General features: G+C 69.1%; 23 protein-coding genes. 11 read left to right on the forward strand and 12 right to left on the reverse strand.

What is annotated here, in order from left to right; genetic code table 11:
* Nucleotides 1–58: 58 nt before the first annotated feature.
* From C492_RS16010 to C492_RS16025, 4 genes are all read right to left on the reverse strand, one after another.
* Entirely contained in the window at nt 59–3,178 is a 3,120-nt protein-coding gene (locus tag C492_RS16010; protein ID WP_008425544.1) for a PAS domain S-box protein, read from the reverse strand.
* A gap of 75 nt (nt 3,179–3,253) precedes the next feature.
* Nucleotides 3,254–4,921 (reverse strand): gamma-glutamyltransferase, encoded by a 1,668-nt coding sequence (ggt, locus tag C492_RS16015; RefSeq protein ID WP_008425545.1) that lies wholly within the window; start codon nt 4,919–4,921, stop codon nt 3,254–3,256.
* Between the two features lie 73 nt (nt 4,922–4,994).
* Nucleotides 4,995–6,053, reverse strand: coding sequence for a DNA-methyltransferase (locus tag C492_RS16020; RefSeq protein ID WP_008425547.1), 1,059 nt, complete (start codon nt 6,051–6,053; stop codon nt 4,995–4,997).
* Nucleotides 6,054–6,123: 70 nt separating this feature from the next.
* A complete protein-coding gene (locus tag C492_RS16025; protein WP_008425549.1) occupies nt 6,124–6,696 on the reverse strand; it encodes a hypothetical protein in 573 nt (190 codons plus the stop codon).
* Nucleotides 6,697–6,903: 207 nt separating this feature from the next.
* On the opposite strand from C492_RS16025, the gene C492_RS16030 reads away from it, so the two are divergent.
* Nucleotides 6,904–7,548 (forward strand): hypothetical protein, encoded by a 645-nt coding sequence (locus C492_RS16030; RefSeq protein WP_008425551.1) that lies wholly within the window; start codon nt 6,904–6,906, stop codon nt 7,546–7,548.
* 59 nt (nt 7,549–7,607) lie between these two features.
* Nucleotides 7,608–8,516 (forward strand): AEC family transporter, encoded by a 909-nt coding sequence (locus C492_RS16035; protein ID WP_008425553.1) that lies wholly within the window; start codon nt 7,608–7,610, stop codon nt 8,514–8,516.
* 37 nt (nt 8,517–8,553) lie between these two features.
* On the opposite strand, the gene C492_RS16040 is transcribed toward C492_RS16035, so the two are convergent.
* From C492_RS16040 to C492_RS16050, 3 genes are all read right to left on the reverse strand, one after another.
* Nucleotides 8,554–9,369, reverse strand: coding sequence for a YihY/virulence factor BrkB family protein (locus tag C492_RS16040; protein ID WP_008425554.1), 816 nt, complete (start codon nt 9,367–9,369; stop codon nt 8,554–8,556).
* Between the two features lie 48 nt (nt 9,370–9,417).
* Nucleotides 9,418–10,185, reverse strand: coding sequence for a CAP domain-containing protein (locus C492_RS16045; RefSeq protein WP_008425556.1), 768 nt, complete (start codon nt 10,183–10,185; stop codon nt 9,418–9,420).
* A 63-nt stretch (nt 10,186–10,248) separates the two neighbouring features.
* The gene (locus tag C492_RS16050; protein ID WP_008425557.1) at nt 10,249–10,551 is read right to left on the reverse strand and encodes a lycopene cyclase domain-containing protein; all 303 of its coding nucleotides are present in this window, start codon (nt 10,549–10,551) and stop codon (nt 10,249–10,251) included.
* 103 nt (nt 10,552–10,654) lie between these two features.
* Between C492_RS16050 and C492_RS16055 the strand changes: the two genes are divergently transcribed.
* Nucleotides 10,655–11,812: a CBS domain-containing protein gene (locus C492_RS16055; RefSeq protein ID WP_008425559.1), complete on the forward strand. Its 1,158-nt coding sequence runs from the start codon at nt 10,655–10,657 to the stop codon at nt 11,810–11,812.
* A gap of 71 nt (nt 11,813–11,883) precedes the next feature.
* On the opposite strand, the gene radB is transcribed toward C492_RS16055, so the two are convergent.
* A complete protein-coding gene (gene radB / locus C492_RS16060) occupies nt 11,884–12,594 on the reverse strand; it encodes a DNA repair and recombination protein RadB (protein WP_008425561.1) in 711 nt (236 codons plus the stop codon).
* 97 nt (nt 12,595–12,691) lie between these two features.
* On the opposite strand from radB, the gene C492_RS16065 reads away from it, so the two are divergent.
* The 5 genes from C492_RS16065 to C492_RS16085 all read left to right on the forward strand — a co-directional run bounded on the left by C492_RS16065 (nt 12,692) and on the right by C492_RS16085 (nt 16,614).
* On the forward strand, nt 12,692–13,456 hold the full coding sequence (locus C492_RS16065; protein ID WP_008425562.1) for an Ig-like domain-containing protein: 765 nt from the start codon (nt 12,692–12,694) through the stop codon (nt 13,454–13,456).
* A 144-nt stretch (nt 13,457–13,600) separates the two neighbouring features.
* A complete protein-coding gene (locus C492_RS16070; protein WP_049893137.1) occupies nt 13,601–14,824 on the forward strand; it encodes an outer membrane protein assembly factor BamB family protein in 1,224 nt (407 codons plus the stop codon).
* A gap of 74 nt (nt 14,825–14,898) precedes the next feature.
* Nucleotides 14,899–15,756, forward strand: coding sequence for a triphosphoribosyl-dephospho-CoA synthase (locus C492_RS16075; protein WP_008425566.1), 858 nt, complete (start codon nt 14,899–14,901; stop codon nt 15,754–15,756).
* A complete protein-coding gene (locus tag C492_RS16080) occupies nt 15,753–16,370 on the forward strand; it encodes a DUF447 domain-containing protein (RefSeq protein ID WP_008425567.1) in 618 nt (205 codons plus the stop codon). The genes C492_RS16075 and C492_RS16080 overlap by 4 nt, the downstream gene beginning before the upstream one ends.
* 52 nt (nt 16,371–16,422) lie before the next feature.
* Nucleotides 16,423–16,614 (forward strand): 30S ribosomal protein S17e, encoded by a 192-nt coding sequence (locus C492_RS16085; protein WP_008425569.1) that lies wholly within the window; start codon nt 16,423–16,425, stop codon nt 16,612–16,614.
* Between the two features lie 84 nt (nt 16,615–16,698).
* Here C492_RS16085 and C492_RS16090 read toward each other — a convergent pair whose 3' ends face one another.
* Complete coding sequence (locus tag C492_RS16090; protein WP_193364867.1) at nt 16,699–16,959, reverse strand: hypothetical protein; 261 nt, start codon at nt 16,957–16,959, stop codon at nt 16,699–16,701.
* Between the two features lie 238 nt (nt 16,960–17,197).
* On the opposite strand from C492_RS16090, the gene asd reads away from it, so the two are divergent.
* Complete coding sequence (gene asd, locus C492_RS16095; RefSeq protein WP_008425572.1) at nt 17,198–18,232, forward strand: aspartate-semialdehyde dehydrogenase; 1,035 nt, start codon at nt 17,198–17,200, stop codon at nt 18,230–18,232.
* An 88-nt stretch (nt 18,233–18,320) separates the two neighbouring features.
* Here asd and C492_RS16100 read toward each other — a convergent pair whose 3' ends face one another.
* A complete protein-coding gene (locus C492_RS16100) occupies nt 18,321–19,274 on the reverse strand; it encodes a D-2-hydroxyacid dehydrogenase (RefSeq protein ID WP_008425573.1) in 954 nt (317 codons plus the stop codon).
* Nucleotides 19,275–19,388: 114 nt separating this feature from the next.
* On the opposite strand from C492_RS16100, the gene C492_RS16105 reads away from it, so the two are divergent.
* On the forward strand, nt 19,389–20,774 hold the full coding sequence (locus C492_RS16105; protein ID WP_008425575.1) for an NAD(P)/FAD-dependent oxidoreductase: 1,386 nt from the start codon (nt 19,389–19,391) through the stop codon (nt 20,772–20,774).
* Here C492_RS16105 and C492_RS16110 read toward each other — a convergent pair.
* Entirely contained in the window at nt 20,768–21,091 is a 324-nt protein-coding gene (locus C492_RS16110) for a hypothetical protein (protein WP_152424936.1), read from the reverse strand. The genes C492_RS16105 and C492_RS16110 overlap by 7 nt on opposite strands.
* 276 nt (nt 21,092–21,367) lie before the next feature.
* Here C492_RS16110 and C492_RS16115 point away from each other — a divergent pair, with 276 nt between their 5' ends.
* Nucleotides 21,368–22,186 (forward strand): manganese catalase family protein, encoded by an 819-nt coding sequence (locus tag C492_RS16115; protein ID WP_008425579.1) that lies wholly within the window; start codon nt 21,368–21,370, stop codon nt 22,184–22,186.
* Nucleotides 22,187–22,704: 518 nt separating this feature from the next.
* Here the strand turns inward: C492_RS16115 and C492_RS16120 are convergent.
* Complete coding sequence (locus C492_RS16120) at nt 22,705–23,109, reverse strand: DUF7344 domain-containing protein (RefSeq protein ID WP_449289511.1); 405 nt, start codon at nt 23,107–23,109, stop codon at nt 22,705–22,707.
* Between the last annotated feature and the right edge of the window lie 206 nt (nt 23,110–23,315).

Genomic DNA, 23,315 nt, shown 5'->3' on the forward strand with positions numbered 1-23,315 from the left:
CGGGCAAAGAGTCTGATCGTTAACCGTGTAACGGGTGGTCGGATCGGCGGTTAAGATATTAACCGTCGGTCGTCACGCCCTCGAACAGCGTCCCGAAGAGCTTCCCCTCGACGTACCGCACGTGCTTGTGAAAGGCCGGCGGCGAGATCGACAGCGAGTCGGCGACCGCCTCGCCCGTCGTCCGGCGGGGCCACTCGAAAAAGCCGCTGTGGTACGCCGTCCGGACGACCTCCCGTTGGCGGGGCGTGAGCTGTTCGAGGAGCGCCTTGCGCGCCGGCCCGCCGAGCGAGGGGCCGTCGTTCGAGGGGCGGTCCCGCCGCGCGATCATCGAGGCCGAGAGACCGCGGCGCTCGAGCGCCGAGAGAACGGTCCGGAGTTCGAGTCCCGCGGGGAGATCGACTGTCGCTCGGCGGTCCGTCCCGTCGCAGACCAGCTCGCGCAGCGTGGCGCCGTGGTTCCCGACGACCGTTCCGACGAACGGTCCCGTCACCCGGAGCTGGACGAGCGTGCGGTCCGCCGAGGCGGTCAACACCGTCGGGTTCTCGACTCCCTCGACCGACGCCTCGAGCTCGTCGGCGTCGATCGCGGGCTCGAGGGAGACGAACGCGAGCGCGGCGCCGTCGTCCTGCAGGGTCGCTCCCTCGAACGCGAGCCGGCGGTCGAGGCGGTCGGCGAACCGACACAGCGGCGACGCGGTCGTCAGCGCGAGTTCGACCTCCGTGACCTCGTCCTCGAGCAGCGCGTTCTTTCGCTGCACGGCGTCGATCGCGTACGCGATCGTCTCTCCGAGCTCGGCGAGGACCGACTCGAACGACTCGTCGAAGGCGTTCGGTTCGTCGCCGTACGCCGAGAGCACGCCGTAGAGGTGGCCGTCGTACACCAGCGGTACCGAGAGCACCGACTGGAAGCTCCGCGAGAGCGCGTCGGTTCGCCAGGCCCCGTCCTGGACGTTGTCGGCGACGTTTCCGACGACGACCTGACGACGGGTTCGGGCGGCTCGGCCCGACGGCTCCGCGGCGGAGTCGTCGACGGCCGTCGCCGTGATCGCCTCGAGGTAGCCCCGCTCGAGGCCGGCGCGGGCCCGGGGTCGGATCCGACTCCCGCTCGGGTCGGGGTCGCCGATCCAGGCGAACGAGCAGCCGTCGGTCTCGACGAGCGTGTTGCAGACCCCCCGTTCGATCGCCTCCCGCGAGTCGGCCCGCAGCAGGTGTTCCTCGATTCGCTGGCGCACCCGACTGGCGGCGTTCAGCCGCTCGAGGTGACGGTTCTGTCGTTTCAGCTCGCGCTCGCTGTCGTGGAGGCGGCGGGTCTGCCCGATCCGGTCGAGCGCCGCCTCGGCGGTGGTCGCGAACAGCTGGACCAGCTCGACGGTGTCCTCGTCGTACCGGTCGGCGGCGGTCGACACCGCCGCGAAGACGCCGTGTTCGCCCAGCGGGATGTAGAGGCCGCTCCGGACGCTCGTCGAGGCGTCGTAGACGTGTTCGGATTCGCGGACGTCACGGAACACCGACGGCTCGCCGGTAGCGAACGTCTCCCAGGTGATCCCCTCGTCGGGTTCGAGGTGCGGCGGCGTGCCGACCGCCCGCTCGAGCTCGCTCGAGTACGCCGCCGGCACGAGTTCGTTGCGGCACTCGTCGAACCGGTAGACGATGCTGTCGAGGTCGAGGATCTCGTCGGCGACGTCGACGATGTACTCGCAGGCTTCCGCCTTGGAGTCGACGGTCAGCAGGTGACTGGTGGCCTCGTGGAGCGCGTTCAGCGCGTCTCGGTACTGGGCGCGCTCGGTGACGTCGATCGCGACGCCGATGACGCGGGTAACCGCGCCGTCCTCGACGACGGGGCGGTACCACGACTCGAACGTCCGATCGCGGATCCGGCGCTCCTCGTGGACGGACTCGCCCTCGAGGGCCGCCCTCGCGTCGGCGCGGATCTCGGGGTACGCCTCGAAGAGCTCGAAGAAGGACTCGCCGAGGGCCTCGGTCGACTCGAAGCCGATGTTCTCCAGGCCTCGCCCCTCCGAGAGCGTAACCGTCCCCTCGTCGTCGAGGACGTAGTGGATGACGGGCGCGTTCTCGACGACCATCCGTAGACGCTCGGTTCGTTCGGCCAACTTCCGCTCGCGCTCGATCCGATCGGTGATGTCCCGGAAGTAGACCGAGAGTCCGGTCTCGGACGGGTAGGCGTGGATCTCCATCCAGATACCCAGCGACTCCGAGTAGCGGTCCCAGGAGACCGACTCCTGTCGGTCCATCGCCTCCTCGAACCGCTCGAACAGCTCCGAGCGGAACCCGTGGGGGAACAGCTCTCGGACGTCCTCGCCGAGCAGTGCCGACCGGGGAGAGCCCAGCAGCTCCACGGCCCGGTTGTTGACGTACGTGAACCGCCAGTCCGAGTCGAGGGCGTAGAACGCGTCGCTGACACGCTCGAGGGACTCGGCCAGTCCGCGCTCGAGCCGGTAGTAGCGGGTGACGTCCCGAACGGAGGCGACCACCCCGCCGACGTCGGGATCGTCGAGGTGGTTCGCGAGGGTCGCCTCGTGAACGCGCCAGGAGCCGTCCCGGCGATAGCGGTAGCTGACGGTCCGCGTCTCTCCCGGCGGGTCGGCGCGGACGGCGTCGAACGCGTCCGCGACGACCGCCCTGTCCTCGGGGTGGACGGCGTCGAAGATCCGATCGACGTCGAACGGGGTCGCCTCGAGCCCGGTGACGCGCTCGAGGCCCGGTCCCGCGTCGGCGAGTCGTCCCGCGTCGTCGAAGACGAGCATCAGGTCCGAGGAGTGCTCGAGCAGCGACCGGTACCGCGACTCCGGGCGGTCGCCCGACGCGACCGACAGCCGAAGCCGCTGTGTAAGGACCGACGGGCGTTCGCTCTCCCGCGCGCCGACGACGTCGGCCGCGCCCGCGGAGAGCAACGCGTCGACGTCGGCCTCGAGGACGTCGTCGACGACGAAGACCACCGGGAGCCGCTCCCCCGCCTCGCGGAGGACGTCCCGATCGTCGGTCAGCACGCAGTCGACGGCGGCGAGTCGCTCGGACGCGAGGTCGCGGGACGGAGCGGCGTCGACGCGGACTGCGTCGCGGTCCGCGAGGGCGGTCGCCGCGCGCTCGGTCCAGGGGTGCGAGCCGACGACGAGCGCGCGAACGGGCGTCGCCCCCGCGGGCTCGAGTCCGGAATCCATACCTCCGCTGGGGTGGGCGCGGGTAAAAACGTCGCGACGGTTCAATCGTGCGCCGGCGTCGGGGTCGCCGACGGCTCAGAAGCCGATCGGCGAGCCGTCCTTACGGGGTTCGGTCGCGCCGGACAGCGTCCCCCCGTTTCGACGGACGGCCTGGGCCCCGCCGAACATCACCGGCGGGAGGACGGGGACGTCGTGGCCCTTGCGGGCGAGCTTGGCGGCACCGGGCAGCCGTTCCTCGATCGCGAGCTGGCCGTCCTCGCGGTAGCGCCAGCGCGGGCGGTCGAGCGCCTCCTGGAGGTCCATGTCGTAGTCGACGAGATTCGAGAGCACCTGGACGTGGCCCTGGGGCTGCATGTACCCGCCCATGACGCCGAAGGCGAGCCAGTCGTCCGCCTCGAGCTTCGCGATCGCGGGGACCAGCGTGTGAAACGGCCGCTTGCCCGGCTCGAGACTGTTGGGGTGGTCGGGGTCGAGCGAGAACGACGCCCCGCGGTTCTGGAGCGCGATCCCGGTGTCGCCGGCGACCAGGCCGCTGCCGAAGCCGGCGAACCGCGAGTTGATGTAGGAGACGAGGTTGCCCGCCTCGTCCCCGACCGTGAGCAGGACGGTGTCGGCGTCCTCGGCCGCGCTCGTCGGCACCCCGATCTCGGGATCTCGGATCGGCGCGTCGCCGATCGCGTCGGCGCGCTCGCGGGCGTACGCCTTCGAGGCCAGCGGCGGGACCTCCTCGAACTCGGGGTCGGCGACGTAGTGGTGGCCGTCGACGAACGCCAGCTTCATCGCCTCCGCGAAGGCGTGGACCCGCTCGGGCGAGTCGTAGTCGTGCTCGCCCGCGCCGATCTCCTCGGCGATGTTCAGCGCCTCGAGCGCGACCAGCCCCTGGTTGTTCGGCGGGAGTTCGTACACCTCGCAGCCGTTGTAGGTCGTGCTGACGGGCTCGACGAACTCCGGCGAGAACTCGGCGAGGTCCTCGCGGGTCAGAAAGCCACCTGCGGACTGGATCTCCTCGACGATCTCGTCGGCGATCTCGCCCTCGTAGAAGGCGTCTGCACCCTCCTCGGCGATCCGCCGGAGGGAGTCGCCCAGCCGCGGCAGCGTGACCGTCTGGCCGACGTCGGGCGCCTCGCCGCCGAAGAGGTAGGCCTCGCGGGCGTGCTCGTCGGTGAAGAGCTCCTCGGCGCCCGCCCAGTGGCCCGCGACGATCGGCGAGACGGGATATCCCTCCGTCGCGTAGTGAATCGCTGGCTCGAGGGCCTCCGCGAGCGAGAGCGTCCCCAGCTCCTCGATCGTCGCCTCCCACCCGCGGGCCGTCCCGGGCACGGTCACGGCGTGGGGACCCAAGAACGGCATCTCGAGTTCGTCGCCGCCGGCGCCGCCGTCGACGGCGTATCCGCGGGACTCGGGGTAGTACGCCGAGACGTCGTCGGCGTCCGCGAGGGCGCCGCGGACGTTCTCGATCGTCGCGTCGGCCGGCGCGGGACCACACGAGCGCATCGCGCCGACCTCGCCGTCGGCGGTGCGGTACAGCGCGAAGACGTCCCCGCCAAGTCCCGTCGAGGTGGGTTCGACGACGTTGAGCGCGGCCGCGGTCGCGACCGCGGCGTCGAAGGCGTTCCCGCCCTCCCGCAGGATCGACAGGCCCGCCTCCGCGGCGAGGGGCTGGCTCGTCGCGACCATCCCGCGGTTGGCGTAGGCCGTCGAGCGCCTCGAGTCGAATCGGTCCGGATCGACTGCGGTATCCATCGATCGTACGGGCGTTGTCACCATGCAAAACGCTAGCGGTCCCGGAAGGTTCGTCGGGCCCGCCCTCGAGACCTCACTCGAGGACGAGCGGTTCGTGGACCGCCCGGTAGCCCTCGCCGCCCTCGAGGGGCTCGAGCCCGCCGACCTCGCGGAACCGTATCTCGCGTTCCATCTTCGTCATCACGGGCGTGTCGTAGTGAACGGCCTCGTAGGAGAGCTCCTCGCCCTCGCGGCGGCGCTGGGCGACGAACTCGCGGTGGCGCTCGAGGCGGCGTCGCCCGATCGTCCGCGACAGCTCCGGCGCGTCCTCGATGCGGTCGGCGAAGACCTCGCGGAAGGCGTCCTCGAGTTCGTACCCGATCGAGTTCCGCCCGGCACACAGCGCCGCCAGCGAGGTCGTGCCCGTCCCCCAGAACGGGTCGAGGACGGTGTCGCCGTAGGTCGAGTACATACAGCACAGCCGGTAGGGGATCTCGAGGGGGTAAGCCGCCGAGCGCTCCCGGAGCTCCTCGTGGTCGTCCTCGAGGGCCTGCAGCTCACCCCGGACGTCGGTCCAGACGTCGGTGAACCAGCGGTTGCGCTCCTCCCAGAAGTACGCGGCCTCGTAGCGTCGATCGGCACCCGGTTCGAACGAGCGACTCTCCCCGCCGTTGCGAAAGAGCAGGACGTACTCGTGCTCGAGCGTGACGTAGGCGTTGGGCGGGATCATCCCGCTGCCCATGAACTTCGCCGCGCTGTTTGCGGGTTTGCGCCAGAGGACGTCCGGCAGCGGGTCGAACCCGCGGGCCTCGAAGGCCTCGAGCACCCGGGCGTGGTTGGGGTAGACCCGGAAGCTGTCGTCGAGCGTGCGGGTCGCGTCGCCGACGTTGATACAGGCGATACCGCCGTCGACGAGGACGCGCTCGAGCTCGTCCCAGACGGCCTCGAGCTGGGCGTGCATCGCCTCGAAGGCGGCCCGTCCGTCGCCGTCCTCGAGGGCCGTCCCGATCGCGGGATCGAGCGTAGTGAAGAGGTCGTCCCACATCTCGATCATCGGATACGGCGGGGACGTAACGACGAGCTCGACGGAGTCGTCGTCGACCGCCGAGAGCTCGCGGGCGTCGCCGACGACGACGCGGTGGGTCGTCTCCATCGAGTGGAGTGTGTCGGCGTCGCCCCCTTAGCTCCTTCGTCGAGGGCGTCCGAAAGAACGAGTCCGCGAGTTACTCCTCGTCGGCGTCGCCGGCCTCGGCCTCGAGCTCCTCGTCCTCGTCTTCGTCCTCGTCGGCGTCGGCGTCGATCTCGGTCGCCGGCTCGAACTCCTCGATCGGCTCCCAGTCCTCGTCGGCGTCGCCGCCGAAGCGACGGCGCAACGCGGCGATTCCGACGAGCAGCCCGGCCGCGAGCAGCAGCCGACCGAGCCAGCCCGAGGAGCCGCCGTCCTCGAGTTCGGCGTCGGGTTCGGCCTCGGCCGATTCGGCCGCCTCCTCGGTTTCGGCCTCGGTCTCGGCGTCCTCGGCGCCGCCGGTCACGTCCTCGATGATCTCGGGCTCCTCGACGTCCTCGAGGGAGACGTCCTCGAGGTCGGTCGATCCCCGACCCGCGAGGTAGCCGATCGCGGCGCCGACGCCGACCAGCGCGCCCGCGATCGGGAGGTTCTGCGAGCCGCCGTCGCTCCCCTCGGCCTCCTCGACGGCCTCGATGATCGACTCCCGCATCGAGGAGTCGAGTCCCTGTCCGACGAGTTCCTTGACGACGAGTTCCGACAGCGTCTGATCGGATTCGGTCTCTTCCATACACCGGCCATTGGCATCCCGATACATAGGTCTATCCAACGGGACGGTCCATCGTGACGAATAGTAACAGACCACAAGGGGTAGTACTCGCCGACTGTCCCCGCGCTGCTCGAACATCTTCGGCGCTCGAGTGGGGGCGGAGAGAACGTCGGTGCGAGACGGAACTAGCGATCACATAACGAAAGGGGATGGACCGAACGAACGGGTATGAGCGTGTTTCGTCGGTCGGGCGTCTTCGGGCGGACGACGCGGCGGCGCGTCTTCGACGCCGCCACCGCGGTCTCGGCGGGCGCAGTCGAGGCCGTTTCGGTCGGCCTCTGGTTCGCCCTGGTCGCCGGCTCGCGGACGACGGCGACGGCGCTCGGCGGCGTCGCCGTCCTCGTCTGCGGGACGCTCGTCCGGACGCGGATCGTCGCCGCGGCCGTCGACGGCTGGCGAGTCGGTCGCGGCCCCCGCCGAATCGGGCTCGCGCTCGCGGTCGCGGCGGGCTGGATCTGCTGGCTGTTGGCGGCGGAGAACGTCGGTTCGCCCGCCGGAGCGATCGTCTCGACGGCGCTGCTCGGCGCCGGACTCTCGGTCCTGTTCGCGCTCGAGGACGCGGGCTGTCGACCGCGATCGGCCGACGCGGATCGGCTGGCGTCGATCGTTCCGGGATTCCTGCTGGCGCTCGGCGCGGGCGGGCTGCTCCGGGCGAGCTGGGCGTCCGGCTGGACGATCGTCTCCCCGCCGCTGCCCCTCGGCGCGACGGCGGTCGTCGTCCGGATCGGACCCCTCCAACTCGGCCTGCTCGGGTTCGCCGCGCTCGCGGTCACGGCCCACCGGCGACGGCTGCGGCGGCTCACCGCGTCCTGACGGCGGTCGTCCGCGTGCGAGATCGAACGGTAGAAGGATCCCGATCGTCTCGAGCGCGTATGGAGGTTCTCGGTCGGCTGTTGGGAATGCTCGCGGTGTTGCTGGTCGGCGCGGGGTTGCGATCTACGGGCGCGCTGAACGCCACCAGAACCGCCCGTCTCAACGCGGCGGCCTACTACGTCGCCCTCCCGGCGCTCGTGTTCGTCGGGACCTACGACCAGTCGATCGCCGATCTGCTCTCCGCAGAGCTGTTCGTCGGCTCGTTGATCGTCCTCTTCGCGACGGGTACCATCGCCTGGATCGCCTCCCGCGACCGACTCTCGACCGACCGCCGGAGCGTCGCCATCATCCAGTCGTACCACTCGAACCTCGGCTACCTCGGGCTGCCGCTGGTCGCCGCGACCTTCGACGCGCGGGTGACCGCGATCGCGAGCGTGCTCTTAGGGTTCGTGACGCTCGTCCAGCTCCCGCTGACGATCGTCGTCCTCAGCAGCTTTGGACGGGCCGACACCGATATCGGCCGCGAGCTCGCCGCCCTCGCGACGAATCCCGTGTTGCTCGCGCTGCTCGCCGGCCTCGCGGTCGGCTCGGTCGGCGCGACGTTCCCGGACGGCGTCGCGGCCGGACTCGACGCGCTGGGATCGCTCGCGCTCCCGCTGGCGCTTTTGTGTGTCGGCGCCGCCCTGCAGATCGACGCCGACGCGGTCGAGCTCGAGGCGGTGGGTTCGATCGTCGCGCTGAAGCTGTGTTGTATGCCGCTGCTGGCCTGGGCGGTGTTCTCGGCGCTCTCGGTCGACGGCGCCACCTTCACCGCGGGCGTCGTGATGTTCGGGATGCCGACGGCGGTGTCGACGTACGTCTACGCCAGCGAGCTGGGCGGCGACGCCGAGTTCGCCTCGCTGAACGTCTTCGCGACCACCGTCGCCTCCGTGGGCAGCCTGTTCGTGCTCATCACGCTGCTGGGTTGACCCCGCCAGCAGCGAGGCCGCGCCCTCGAGGGGCTCGCTACGGCGTCGGGGGTCCCGCCGGTTCTTCGGCCAGCGCCGGGCGAACGAGGACGACGTTGATCACCGCCCCGAGCAGGATCAGGATGCCGGCGAAGTACAGCCAGGTGACGAAGAGGAGGACCGCGCCGAGGGCGCCGTAGGCCGCGTACCGGGCGGCGTTCGCGGCGTAGATCTGAAAGCCCGCCTGCAGCACCGTCCAGCCGACGGCCGCGAAGGCCGTCCCCGGAACGATCTCCCGGACGGTGACGGGGATCGGCGGCAACACGTAGTAGATCGGGAGGAAGACGAGGAAGAGACCGATCAACAGGGTCACCCAGCTCGCCAGTCCGGCCAGCGGGACGACGTCGGCGGCGATCCCGAGGACGGCGCCGACGACGAGCATCAGGACGATCGCTCCGGTTCCGGCCAGGAGCACGGTAAACCCGTCCCGGATCTCGTCGGCGAGCGTGTCCTCGGCGACCTCGTCGTAGACCATGTCGAACGCCCGGCTGAGGCCACGAAATACCTTGAGCGCGCCCCACGAGGCGACGGCGAGGGCGACGGCCGTCGCCTCGCCCCGCCCCGATTCGGTCGTCAGCGCCTCCGCGACCAGCTCCTGGCCCGCCGGCGGAAGGAAATCGCCCGTGACCAGAACCAGCCGTTCGGCGGCGTCTTCGCCGCCCAGCAGCGAGCCGACGACGAGTGCGAGCACGACCAGCGGGATCAGCGAGACGAACGCGTAGTAGGCGAAACCGGCCGCGAGAAAGGTGATCTCCCGGTCCCTCGTCGTCCGATAGATCGAACGAAGCACCGTCGAGAGCCGCGTCGTGTCCATACGCCTGCTACGGGCGTCGACGCCAAGAGTATGGGACTTGCCTCGGGGTCACCACTCGTGACAGAAGTTGTGCGTCGCGAAGACCTGCCCGTTCTCGGCGACGTAGATACCGACGCCGCCGCGGTCCCAGCCGTAGGGGACGTTCTCCTCTAAGATCGCCTCGCGGTGGTCCGTGGAGTTCATCCACTGGTCGACCAGCCCCTCCGCGAGCCCCTCCGCGGTCCGGTGTTCGACGGTCCCGTTGCCGTCGGCCGCCTCGACCGGTCTGTCGACCCAGGTCATCGCGATGTTCTCGCCGTAGCCCCGACAGTAGTCGTCGACGTCGCGAAACCGGTCGTAGGGTCGCTCGCCGTCGGGGTTCGAGTGCGAGAAGTACTCCCGATCCGCCATGTCCTCGCTGTGGGCCCGCGAGACCGACGCGACCGTCCCGTCCCACTCGATCGGCTCGAGGTCGTGGGCGGCGCGGCGCTCGTTGACTTCGGCGTGGACGAAGTCCTCGACGTCGTTCGAGGGGATCGTCTCGACGTCGGTCTCGTAGCTCGACTCGTTCGGATCGTCGGGGTCGGTCACCTCCGGGTCGCGCTCGCCGGTCGGCGGCGGCTCGGAGCTGGGCGAGGGCTGGGTTCCGACGTCGATCTCGTCGACGTCGTCGAACCCGTCGAGATCGTCGACCAGCGCCGGACCGTAGGTCGCGCCGGCCAGCGCGATCGCGCCGACCAGTGCCACCAGGACGACCAGCCTGACGACGCCGCGCAGCAGTCCCCGGTCGGCGCCGGTCGGGTCCGCGCTCGGACCCGGAGGAGGGCGATTGCTCATGGTTCCTAGGCAAGCGGTCGGGAACCAAGAGTGTCGCGGTTGCACACATCCCGTAGGGCGAGCCTACTCCGAGCCGAACAGCGTCTCGTGGAAGGCGACCACCAGTCCCGGCACGACGGCCATGAACAGGTGTTCCTCGAGCGGGATGCCGGCGACGTCGATTCCGGTCCGAAGCTTGATGTCGAAGACGCCGACCTCGAGGGTGTAGCGGTCCCAGGCGTACGCCACGGGATACAGCGCGAGGATCGTCGCCCCCGCTCGCCGGAGCGCGTTCGCCCGGCGAAGCAGGAGAAACGCGATCGCGCCCCAGAACAGCTCGGTCGCGAGGTAGGTGTACCGGCCGAAGACGCTGATATCGGGTACCATACGCCGGCTACGGAGTCGGCGTCGAAAAATGGTGTCCCTGATCCCAGCCGGCAGCACCGTGCAGTACGTTAAATACGCCGGCGTGAGTAGACCGACCCGAACGATGAATATCGCTGATATCGCGACGAAGGAGTTTATCGAGGTCGACGTCGGGACGCGGATGGGTAAGGTCCGTTCGACGTTCGAAGACGGCAACCCGAAGGGGATCATCGTCACCGACGACGGCGAGTACGAGGGCGTTCTCAGCGAGCGTGAGGTGCTCCAGTCCCACGTCGAGGACGACGCGAAGGTCGCGGCGCTGATCAAACCCAGCCGCAACTCGCCGGCGCCCCAGATCGACCGCCAGGAAGACGTCCGCGAGACCGCGCGGATGCTCATCGAGAGCAACTCGAAGGTCGCGCCCGTCTTCGAGAACGACGAGCTCTGGGGGGTCATCACCGACGACGCGATCCTCGAGGCCGTCCTCGAGAACCTCGACGCGCTGACCGTCGAGGACGTCTACACCTCCGACCCCGTCACGCTCCAGGAGAAAGACGGCGTCGGCAAGGCGATCAACCACCTGCGCGAGCACGGCATCTCGCGGCTCCCCATCCTGAACGAGAACGGCTACCTCACGGGCGTCGTCACGACCCACGACATCGCCGACTTCGTCATCCGGGAGAACCACAAGACGACGACCGGCGACCGGGTCGGCGACACCCAGCGGCTGCTCGACGTCCCGATCTACGACATCATGAACAGCCCCGTCAGGACGACCTCGCTCGACACCTCCGTCGAGGCCGCCGTCGAGACGATGCTCGGGGACGACTACGCCGGCCTGATGGTCACCCCCGAGGACGACGACCGCGTCGTCATCGGCGTCATTACCAAGACCGACATCCTGCGGGCACTGACCTTCACCGAGGAGGAGCACATGGACGTCCAGATCACCAACATCTCGATGCTCGATACGATCACCCGCGAGGGGATCACCGAGAGCATCCAGGACGTCTCCGACAAGTACGCCGACATGCAGGTGATGCACGCCCACGTCCGCTTCTCCGAGCACAAAGAGAAGCTCCGCGGAACGCCGCTAGTGCAGTGTCAGATCCGCCTGCGGACCAACAAGGGCCAGGTCGCCGGCACCGGCGAGGGCTACGGCGCCGAGAACGCCTTCCGCGTCGCGCTGGACAAACTCGAGCGCAACGTCTTAGAGCTGAAAGGCGTCACCAGCGACGAGGAGTACCGCGGCCAGCTGCTGCGGAAACTGAACGAGCTGTAGACCGGCAGTCGTAGCTGTTTTTCGGACCGAGTCGACGGAACAGAACGCTCGTTTCCGTCGCTTCCGGATGATCAGCGAAGCGCGTCGCCGTCCCCGCCCTCGAGGCCCGTCTCCGTGATCCGGAACTGGGCCGACTCCCCGGTGGGTTTCGAGCGGTGCTTCTCGAGGGTCGCCCGTCGGTTCCCGCCTCGGAAGCGCTCGATCCGGAGGACGGTACCGGTCCAGTGCTCCAAGGTGTTGCCTCCGAGCGGGCGCGTTCGGTCGGCGTCGGGATCGGCGAAGACCTGGTTGGTGAGCACGACCGCCAGATCGTGCTTGCGCGCGAGCGACAGCAGGTGGGTGATCTGGCGGGCGACGCCCCGGAGCGCCTCGCCGTCGTCGCTCTCGCCGGTTCGCTCGAGGCGGTAGAACCCGGTCGCGCTGTCGAGGACGATCAGCGAGGCCCGGTCGGCGAACTCCTCGGCGTCCCGGACCGCCTCCTCCTGTTGCTCGAAGTCCAGCGCGTCCTCGACGACGATCCGGGAGGCGACCCGCTCGACGTCCGCGGCCTCGTCGACCCGCGCGGAGAGCAGTTGCTCGAAGCGGTCGACCGAGAGCCCTTCGGTGTCGATGTAGACGGCGGTCCCGTCGGCGACGGCGGTTTCGACCGCGGCCGACAGCGCGAGGTTGGTCTTGCCCGCGGCCGGCGGTCCGTACAGCTGCGTGACAGTTCCGCGCTCGAACCCGCCGCCGAGCAGCTCGTCGATCGGCCCGCACCCGGTCGGAATCGCCTCGTCGTTCACGGGCGATATTGCTCGCCACCCCGCAAAAACCCCCGGAAATCCGCCGCGCGCAGAGGGGTTCGCGTACGTTTATTCGGATCGAAAGCGAACTGCGACCGTGATCGTCGTCGCCACGTCAGATTTCGAGGTGTACCACGGCGTCGTCAACGAGCTGCGCGAGCGCGGCGCCGCGTTCACGACCGTCGAGCCCGAGGAGCCGATTCCCGAGGAGGCGACCGTCCTCGTAACCGACGAGGCCCACGCCGACGCGTTCTCGAGCGTGACGACGGTCGTCGCCGACCCCGACGGGGCCCGACGGGCGGTCGATCAGGCGCTGACGACCGCCCGCGGCGAGGGCGGACGAACGATCGTCGGCGTCGATCCCGGGCGAAAGCCCGGCATCGCCGTGCTGGCCGGCGAGATGGTGGTCGCCGCGTTTCAGGTTCCGCTCGCCGACGCCGTCGACGTAGTCCAGCGGGAGGTCGCCGACGCGACCTCGCCGGTGGTTCGGATCGGCGACGGCGCCCGACTGCAGAGCTCGACGCTAGTCAACGACCTCGAGGACGTCCGCGTCGAGCTCGTCGACGAGACGGGAACGACGCCGTACCTCGGTACGGGTTCGCGCGGGATGGGCGACGTACTGGCCGCCGTCAACATCGCTCGCCTCGAGGGTGAACCCGTCGAAACTCGAGAGATCGAGCCGACCGCGGGCGAACTCCAGATGATCAAGGACCGGGCGCGCGAGCGAAGCGAGACCAACCGGGCGATCGACGAGGGATTAGCCCGGCGGGTCGCCGCCGGCGAGCTGACCGTCGAGGAAGCGCTGGCCGAACACCGCGACCGCGACGCCGACGACTCCTCGAGCGGCGAGTCCGGTTCCTGACGGAGCGCCGTCGTGGCCCGCCTCGAACCGACCCCGCCCGCGGCCGTTCTCGAGCCCGCTGCGCTCGTTCGTTCGCTCACCCTCAAGTACCCTGTAATTTCAAAATCCATAACAGTAATTTAGTTAGAAAATATGACTATCTGTATGGGTGAATGGAATCGGCGATCGGTGATCGTCTCGAGTGCGGCCCTCGCGACCGGTACCGCCCTCGCCGCAGCCGGAACGAGCAGCGCGAAGGAATCCCCAGCGACCCCCGACGCGACCGAACCGAGCGGCTGGTCGTCCCACGGTGGAACGATCGGCAACTGTCGGAGCGTCCCCTCGAGCGACGGGTTCCGCCGACCGAACGGGGTCGCCTGGCGGTACGACCGTAGCGGACCCGCGGCGGTCGTCGAGGACGCCGTCTACCTCCAGACCGACGGCGAGGTACACTCCCTCGCCGCGAGCGACGGGAGTCGTCGGTGTATCGCCGACGGGATCGACGCGTCCGGAACGCCCGCGGTCTCCGGGGACCGCGTCTACGTCGCGGGCGAAGCGGTCGCGGCGCTCGAGGCCGACACCGGCGACGTGCGCTGGAGCGAGTCGCTCGGCGGAGCGGAGTCGGTATCGTCGCCGGTCGTCGCCCTCGGCGCGGTCTATGTGAGCGCCGACGGCGTCCTTCGCGCGTTCGACGCCCACACGGGCGACCTGCGCTGGGAGCGCGAGACGGTCGACGTGCGCCTCGACGCCGACGGCCGGCCCGGCGAGGTCGCGTACGGCTTCCACTCGAGCGACGGGACGGTCGCCGTCGCCGACGGGACGGTCTGGGCGGTGTTGGACGGCGCACGGAGCGAGAGCGGGATCGACGTGGACGCGGTCGTCGCGCTCGATCCGGCGACGGGCCGGACCCTGCGGACGACCCGCCTGCCGTCGGGACGGGCCGCGAACGGGCTGGCGGCCACCGAGGACGCGCTGTTCGTCGAGACGCCGGGCGAGGAGGGAATCGTCGTGCTCGATCCCGCCTCGGGGGCGGTCGTCGACACCGTCAGCGACGCCCTCCACAGCGCCGCCGTCGGCGATATCGCCGTCACCCACGGGCGCCACACGCTCTCGAGCACCGGCGCCGACGCGCCGTGGAACGACCGGGAGGCCCACGCCTACGGGAAGCCGACGATCGTCGGCGACGTCGTCGTCGTCGCCCACAGTAGAGGCGACCGCACATCGGCCGACGAGCTCGTCGGGTTCGACCTCGAGGACGGCGCCGAGCGCTGGCGGTTCGCCTTCGACGACCGCCACTGGTCCGACGGGTTCCCGATCGACGCGATCGTCGACGGGGAGACGGTCTACGTCGACAGGGGCGGCGAACTTACCGCGGTTCGGTCGTCGTAGTCCGTCCGGGCCGAGGGCGGACCCGCAGAGCGGAAGAACACGTACTTCTACCCTCCCCCGACGTAGACGACGGTATGGACGGAACTGCGCCCGACCGCACCGCCGAGCTCGCGCTCCTGCTCGAGGTCGCGGGCACGCCCAAACCCGGAAACGTCGACCGCCACCGGGACCTCGAGGACCTGCGTTTCGAACACTTCATCGCCGGCGCCGTCGGCGCCCGCGACGGGCTCGAACTGGCCGCCAACGGCGCGGCCGTCGGCCCCGCCTTCGAGCGCGCCGTCGAGGGGATGGCGACCCAGGAGGGCGGCAACACCCAGTTCGGCGCGCTGTTGTTGCTCGTCCCCCTGGTTCGGGCCGCCCGCCACGAGCTCTCCCAGCCCGTCGTCGAGGGCGTCCTCGAGGGGACGACCGTCGCCGACGCGGCCGCCTTCTACCGGGCCTTCGAGCACGTCGACGTCTTCGTCGCCGACCCGCCCGAGGGAATGGCCCCGCTGGACGTCCGCCGCGGCGCCGACGCGATCCCCGCCCTCGAGGAGCGCGGGCTCACCCTGCTCGACGTGATGGATCGCAGCGTTCCGGGCGACGACGTCGCCCGCGAGTGGGTCACCGGGTTCGAGCGCTCGTTCGACGCCGCCGAGCGCCTCGCCGCGGCCGACGGCCCGATCCTCGATCGAACCGCCGCCGCCTTCCTCTCCCTGCTCGCGGAACGGCCCGACACCCTCGTCGCCGACCGCCGCGGCGAGGCGGTCGCCGCGGAGGTGACCGACCGCGCCGCCGCGCTGGTCGAACGCGACGCCCTCGAGACCGACCGCGATGCCGTCGAGTCGTTCGCCGACGAACTCGTCGACCGCGGGATCAACCCCGGAACGACGGCCGATCTGACCGCGGCCGGACTGTTCATCGCCCTCGAGCGCGAAGCGGTCGAGCTATGAGCGAGGACGCGAACCGAGACGGCGATCGAACGGCGGACGAAAGCGCCGAGTGGCCCGTCTCGCTCGAGGGGGTCACGGAGTCGGTCGTGACGACGCTCGGACCGAACGACCGGTGGAACGCCGCCGCGCTCGGGCTGTTCGCCGACGAGGACGACGGCTCGGTCACCGCCACGACGTGGGGCAACACCAGAACCCGACGGAACTTCCGCCGGCGGGGCGAGGGGTATATCCAGTTTACCGTCGATCCGGTCACCTTCGCCGACGCCGCGCTCTCGATCGTCGAGGTCGACGATCCCGTCCTCGAGTCGGCCGACGCCTGGGCGCGGGTCCGGGTCGAGCGCGTCGGCGCGGACACCGAGGGCGACACCCGCCGGGAGGAGTGGGCGCTTCGTCCCGTCGAGTCGCGGATCGTCGCCGAGCGGGTGCCGACGATCGACCGTGGCTTCGGCGCGGTGATCGAGGCGACCGTCGCCGCCTCGCGGCTCGGAGTCCCGGCGTACGATCAGGGGGAGCTCCGGGACCGCCTCGAGTACTACGCCTCCGTCGTCGACCGCGCGGGGAGCCCGCGAGAGCGGGCGGCCCTCGAGCGCGTCCGGGAGCACGCCGACTGGTAGGTCCCCGGCGAAGAACGAATGGCTTTAGGGCGCGCTCGGAAAACCCATCGGTATGGCAATCAAACCGGCCTACGTCAAGAAGACCGGGAACCTCCTGCTGGAGCGGTACCCGGAGGCGTTCACGACCGACTTCGAGCAGAACAAAGACAGCGTCACGAAGCTGACGAACGTCGAGTCCAAGGGCGTTCGCAACCGCATCGCCGGCTACGTCACGCGCAAGAAAAGCGGCGAAGCGGCGGCATAGCTCGAGTTCTCGCCGGCAGACGACTCGGTCAAAAAGATCAGATAGCGACGCGACGGGTCCGTGTCAGCGGTCTCGAGAGTCCGTTCAGTGGCCGTCGTCGAAACCGGGCTCCATGTAGGCCGCGGCGACGAGCGCGACGAGACCGAAGAAGAGCCCGAACAGCAGCCCGACCGCCCCGGTGACGATCGAGAGCTCGCCGGCCAGGGGGATACTCATCTGCTGGAAGCCCATCACACCGAGGGCGATCCCGAGCAGGAACAGCAGCGCCGAGACCGCCGTCGCGCCGATGCTGAACCGGGTTCCGAACAGGTCGAGACCGTCCGTACCCGCGGTCGAGTTCGTCACCGAGACCACCCCGTGCGAGGCGAACGGAGCTGGCTGCCCCCGGCGGCCGGGCCGCGAGCCGGATCGATACCTGAACCGCGTCGGTTCTGGTGGAAGCGCATCGATCGATACCATCCACTCCGGTTTCTTAATCCCTTCTATGCGATCGCCCCGAGGACCGCTCCGGCGATCGGCCCCGACCCTGCAGCAGTCGCGGGAATCCAAACCGTTTTGCGCACACGACTCCGAGGACGGGAAAATGGCAGTACGAGTAGGCGTACTCGGCGCAACCGGAGCCGTCGGACAGCGACTGATCCAGCTTCTCGATCCCCACCCCGACTTCGAGATCGCCGCGCTAACCGCGAGCGACTCGAGCGCGGGCAAGACGTACAGACAGGCCGCGAAGTGGCGCGTTGAAGGTCCGATCCCCGAGGACGTCGCGGAGACGACCGTCACGGCGACCGACCCCGACGAGGTCCCCGACGACGTCGATCTGCTCTTTTCGTCGCTCCCCTCGAGCGTCGGCGCCGAGGTCGAACCCGCGTTCTGCGAGGCGGGGTACGTCATGTCCTCGAACTCCTCGAACGCGCGGATGGACGACGACGTCCCCCTCGTGATCCCGGAGGTCAACGCCGACCACATCGACCTGTTGGAGGTCCAGCGCGACGAACGCGGCTGGGACGGTGCGATGGTCAAAAACCCCAACTGCTCGACGATCACCTTCGTTCCCACGCTGGCCGCGCTCGCGGAGTACGGCCTCGAGTCGGTCCACGTCGCCACCCTCCAGGCAGTCTCCGGAGCGGGCTACGACGGCGTCTCCTCGATGGAGATCATCGACAACGCCATCCCCTACATCGGCAGCGAGGAGGACAAACTCGAGACCGAATCGCGCAAGCTACTCGGCGAGTTCGACGGCGCCGAACTCAGCCACAACGGCGTCGAGGTCGCCGCCTCCTGTAACCGGATCCCGACGATCGACGGCCACCTCGAGAACGTCTGGGTCGAAACCGAAGAGGAACTCTCCCCCGAGGACGCGGCCGACGCAATGGCTTCGTATCCCTCCCTCGAACTGCGGTCCTCGCCCGACCAGCTCATCCACGTCTTCGAGGAACCCGACCGTCCCCAGCCCCGCCTCGATCGGTCGCTCGGCGACGGGATGGCCGTCGCCGCCGGCGGACTGCGCGAGTCGTCGTTCGGACTGCAGTACAACTGCCTGGCACACAACACGATCCGCGGCGCCGCGGGCGCGAGCGTTCTGAACGGCGAACTGCTGCTCGAGAACGGCTACCTCTAGGGACGCGATCGCGTATTTTCCCTCGCCGAGATCGGACCGCGAGCGCCGCCTCTCACTCTCGGCTCCGGGTGTCCCGGACGGCCGGGTATCAGGGGACGACCTGGTTGCGGAGCTCGTCGGCTCCCTCGTCGAACCGGCGAACGTTCTCGGCGACGATGTCGGCCAGCCGCTCGTAGTACCGGGGCGTCTGCCCGGCGTTGTGTGGCGTGATCTGGACGTTCCCGAAGTTCCACAGCGGGTGGTCCTCCGGCAACGGCTCGGGGTCGGTGACGTCCAGCGAAGCCCCGCGGATCCAGTTCGATCGCAGCGCATCCACGAGCGCGTCGGTGTCGACGACCGGTCCCCGCGCGACGTTGACGATCACGGCCTCGGGATCGAGCGTGATCATCGCCTCCCGGTCGATCAGCCCCCGGGTGAGATCGGTGAGCGGACAGGCGAGCACGAGGTAGTCGGTCCGGGCGAGGGCGTCCTCGAACGGCTCGGCCTCGAAGCCGACGACCTCGTCGGTCGGACCACCCTTCTCCGGCGTGTAGCGCACCCCGATCGTCTCGACGTCGAACGGCTCGAGGCGCTCGGCGGTCGCCCGCCCGATCGCGCCCAGGCCGACGATCGTCACCGTCGACCCCTGAAGCTCGTGGGCCCTGTAGTGGCGCCACTCCCGGCGGCGCTGCCTGCGCTCGGCGACGTGGAACCGGCGGGTGAAGTGTAAGATCGCTCCGAGGACGTGCTCGCCCATGTTCGGCCCGTGAACGCCCGAGGCGTTGGTCACCGCGACGCCGCGTTCTCGGAGTCGATCGAGCGGGAGGTGACCGGTACCCGCGTACGCGCAGGCGAACGCCTCGAGGGCGTCGGCGTCCTCGAGCAGCTCCTCCTCGAGGGTCATCCCGGTGACGAAGCGGGCGTCCTCGATCAGCTCGCGCTCGGCGGTCGGGGTGCGAGCGAGCTCGACGGTTCGGTCGGGGAGCCGCTCCCGGAGCGTCTGGGCGTACCGTTCGATCGGCGTTCCGTGGGTTCCCTTGCGCAACACGAGAAGGTCCGTCATATCAGGTGCCTCGAGCGGTGGCGGCAAAAACGTTCAGTTCGCGGGGAGTACCGCCGCCGGCGGTCGATCCGAACTTCAGGCAGTTTAATACGGGCCGTCCAGTGCCAAGGAAGTATGGAACGCGTTGATGTCGCGATCGTCGGCGGCGGGCCCGCCGGCGCCTGTGCGGCGGAACGGGCCGCCGCACACGGCGCCGAGACGGTCCTGTTCGAGCAGGGGGTCCCGCGGGAGGACCGCGACGGGCTCGGTCCGGACTCGACCGACGCGGCCGGCATGCTCGATTACTGGATCGATATCATGGACTTCGACTACCGGGAGATTCCCGACGACGTCATCCTCCGGGAGCTCGACGCCACCGAGTTCGTCAGCCCGTCGAGCCGCCTCGAACTCGCGACCACCGGGATCGACACCGACTACCCGCGGTTCGGCTACACCTTCAACCGCGCCCGGATGGACGACTGGCTCCACGAGCGCGCGAGCGACGCCGGCGCCGACCTGCGGGTCGGAACCGGGGTCAAATCCCTCGAGACCAACCTGCGGGCCTCGAGTCCGAAGGGGCCGACCCACACGCTGACGCTCTCGGACGGCGACCGACTCGAGGCCCAGTACGTCGTCCTCGCGGACGGACCGCAGCGCCGGATCACCCTCGAGGCGCTGGATCAGTTCACCCCGCCCGGACGGAGCGTTTCGGATCACCTCTCGCCGCCCGAAGCGAACCACATCGCTTACCAGGAGTACCGGGAGTTTCCGCCCGAGCTGTTCGAAGAGAACCGCCTCAAGTTCTGGTGGGGATATATGCCCGGCGAGACCGCCTACCCGTGGGTGTTCCCCAACGACGGCACCGTCGCCCGCGTCGGCCTGACGATGCCGATCGGGATGGACCTCGAGGACGTCTCCAACCCCGGCGCCTACGCGCTCTTGGAGCCGACCGACGACCAACTCCCCTCCGGCGCCGAGTACGTCCGCCGACTGCTCGAACTGGAGTACGGCGACGAGTACGACGTCGAGACCGACATCCCGATCGTCGAGGACCGCGGCAAGTCGAAGGGAACCGAGACGTACCCGATCTCCTCGACGCGACCGATCGACTCCCCGGTCGGCGCGAACATCGCCGTCGCCGGCGGCGCGATGGGGACGACCTCGGCGTTCCACGAGGGGGGATACCACGTCGCCGTTCGCACGGGCAAGATCGCCGGCCGCCTCGCCGCGACGGACTCCCTCGAGAACTACAACGAAATCTGGAAGCGCGCGATCGGCGACGAGGTCGTCCGGAACGTCGCCTTCGCCGACATCGTCGCGGAGTACGAGCCCGACGACTGGGACCGCGCGTTCGAGACCGTCGCGGACATGCAGGGCGCCGAGAAGGGCAACGCGATCCTCGAGCGGACCTACGCCGCGGGGATCGGCGCGACGAAGCTGCTTGCAGCCTACAAGAGACGCAAGTTCTCCTACCGCGACGGGCGCTACGTCCAGCTGACCGAGGACGAGTACTTCTACTGAGCGACGGCCCCGTCGAGTCGGCGTCGCCGCCGCGTCGACGGCTCACCGCGTTCCGGAACCGCCCGGCTTCCCAGCGTCGAGACGACGGTAACGAGGGGGCGATTCGCCTCCGACACCGCTTCTCGTGGCTCCCTCAGCGCGAGCGAACGATCCTCCCGGAGCGGAGCCACCGTCAACAGGATCGCTCGCAGCGAGGGGGCGTGATCGTAGCGGACCACGCTCGCCCGGTCGTGGGACGCGATCCCCTGGGGCCGCCACCCGACGTCTCGCTCGACGACCGTCACTCGAGACCCCGGAACCACCTGATAGGGAGCCATCATCCCCTCCTCGAGTTTCGCCCGTTCGGAACCGTCCTCTCGAGGCGTTCCCGCGGTCGACCCCGAGCCGCCGACGAGCAGGCTCGTCGAGAGCGCGGCGTACTTGCGAAGGTCCGCCGCGACATCGATCGAGCGTTGGCTGGATGCATCGAACTCACGTCCGCGGTAGCATCACCGAGGGGTTCGTAGTCGTTCGCCGTGGCGATACGGGCCCGAACCGTTCGGATATCCGTTCAGGGGCCGGTTTTATTCCGTTCGCTGTGGCCCGATAAGCCGATGTTCTTCCACGAACCGGAACTCCAGTACGAGGTTACCGTCGAAGAGCCGGATCCCCACTTCGCGAAACTGCTTCAGCAAGCCATCGGCGGGCAGGAGGGCGAGATGCGCGTCGCGATGCAGTACATGTTCCAGGCCTGGGCCCTCCCCGAGGAGTACGAAGGGTATCGGAAGCTGTTGATGGAGACCGCGACCGAAGAGCTCGGCCACATCGAGATGCTCGCGACGGCCGTTACGAAGAACCTCCGGGGCTCGTCCAAGCAGATGAGCGAGGACGCCGAGAACGTCGCGTCGACGGCCGCGGCGATGACCGGACAGAACCCGCGACAGTTCCTCTCCGCCGGCCAGTCGGCGATGCCCGTCGACAGCAACGGCGTCCCGTTCACGGGAGGGTACGTCGTCGCATCGGGGAACCTCGCCGGCGACCTCTACGCGAACGTCATGGCCGAGGGCACCGGACGCACCCTCGCGACCCGCCTCTGGGAGTACACCGACGACCCCGGCATGAAGGATATGCTCTCGTACCTTATCGCGCGCGATACGATGCACCAGAACCAGTGGCTCGCGGCCCTCGACTCGCTCGAGGACCCGCTTCCCGTTCCGGCGAGTTTCCCGCAGGAGGAGGAAAATCAGGACGTCAACTACGCGTTCATGTCGACCAGACGGGGGCAGCAACCGGACCCCGAAGCGCCCTGGACCCAGGGAACCGCTCCGGACGGCACGGGCGAGTTCTCCTACCTCGCCGAACAGCCCGGCGACGGCGACGGCGTCCCCCCGGCGCCGGACCCGAGCACGTACAGCGTTCCCGAAGACGAGTAGCGTCCGCGCTCCGCCCTCGACCGATCGCAGATGCGGTTGCGCCCGGGCGAATAACCCCTGCTCCGGCGACTCGAGCGAGCGTTCGGACCGCCCGCGAACAAGACTTAAAGGACCCACCGCCCTACTACCGATGCGTGCCTTTAGTCCCCGTCCGAGCGAACCCGTTCCGGGTGCGATGACAGCACGGCGAACCCGGGCACGCGACAGCCGAATTCGATCGTGACGGACGCCGTCACGTCCGGGGACGAACGTCCCCCGCCCGGCACGAGGGTTAGCCAGCCGACGCGGCACGCCGCCACGGAATGAGGCTGGACGTTAGTGTTCCGGGCGACACTTCCGCCTTCTCGAGCGACGCGACCCGAGCGGTACTCCCCGTACGGACCGCTGCGCGCCGGCTTCGGCACGATCGCAACCGTCCCGCGATTACACCGGTACCTCGATACAGCAGCCCCCACCAGTCAGCCCGAGGATCGAACTCGATACCGTATCGGCGCGTCCGAGCGCCTCTCGGCGTTCCGTCAGTCGTTCGAGCTCGCGAGCCGGGCCGCCGACGGCTCGGCGTATCGAACCGACTCGAGCGGGCCCTCGTCCCGTCTCAATCCCTCGTCGAGCGCACGAGCGCGTTCGATCTCGTCGCGTCTCGCATCGAACGCTTCCGTCCGCGTGACGCTTCCGCTCCGGGGATCGAACTCGAGAAGCCCGTCCTCCTCGAGTCGGGGAAGAAGATCGTGTATAAGCGACGTTCGTACTCGACGCTGCTCTCGCTCGGGTGTAACGTCGTGCTCCTCGGCGGTCAGCCGTCGACTCAGCGTTTCGACGGACATCTCGCGGTTTTCCAAGAGGTAGTACGTAATCTCCCGACAGCAGGGACGGGATAGGAAATTAAAGATTGAGGCCGCGTCGGATTGCGTCGACTCTGGCATATGTGACACGTCGCTCTCGTGCTCGCATAAGATGCACTCCAAATATATTAGCGGTTATCGAAATTTGGTTCAGATTTTGATAGTATTGTGCACTACGGTTCCGGAACGGACTTGCAGTAAATACGGAAAGCCCACACAGCGGGCGCTGTGCGGGCTGAAACTGAGTATGAGTGGTGGCGGCGAATCGGTGTTTCCAGAGGGTCTCC

The organism is Natronococcus jeotgali DSM 18795, from assembly GCF_000337695.1.
GTDB lineage: Archaea > Halobacteriota > Halobacteria > Halobacteriales > Natrialbaceae > Natronococcus > Natronococcus jeotgali.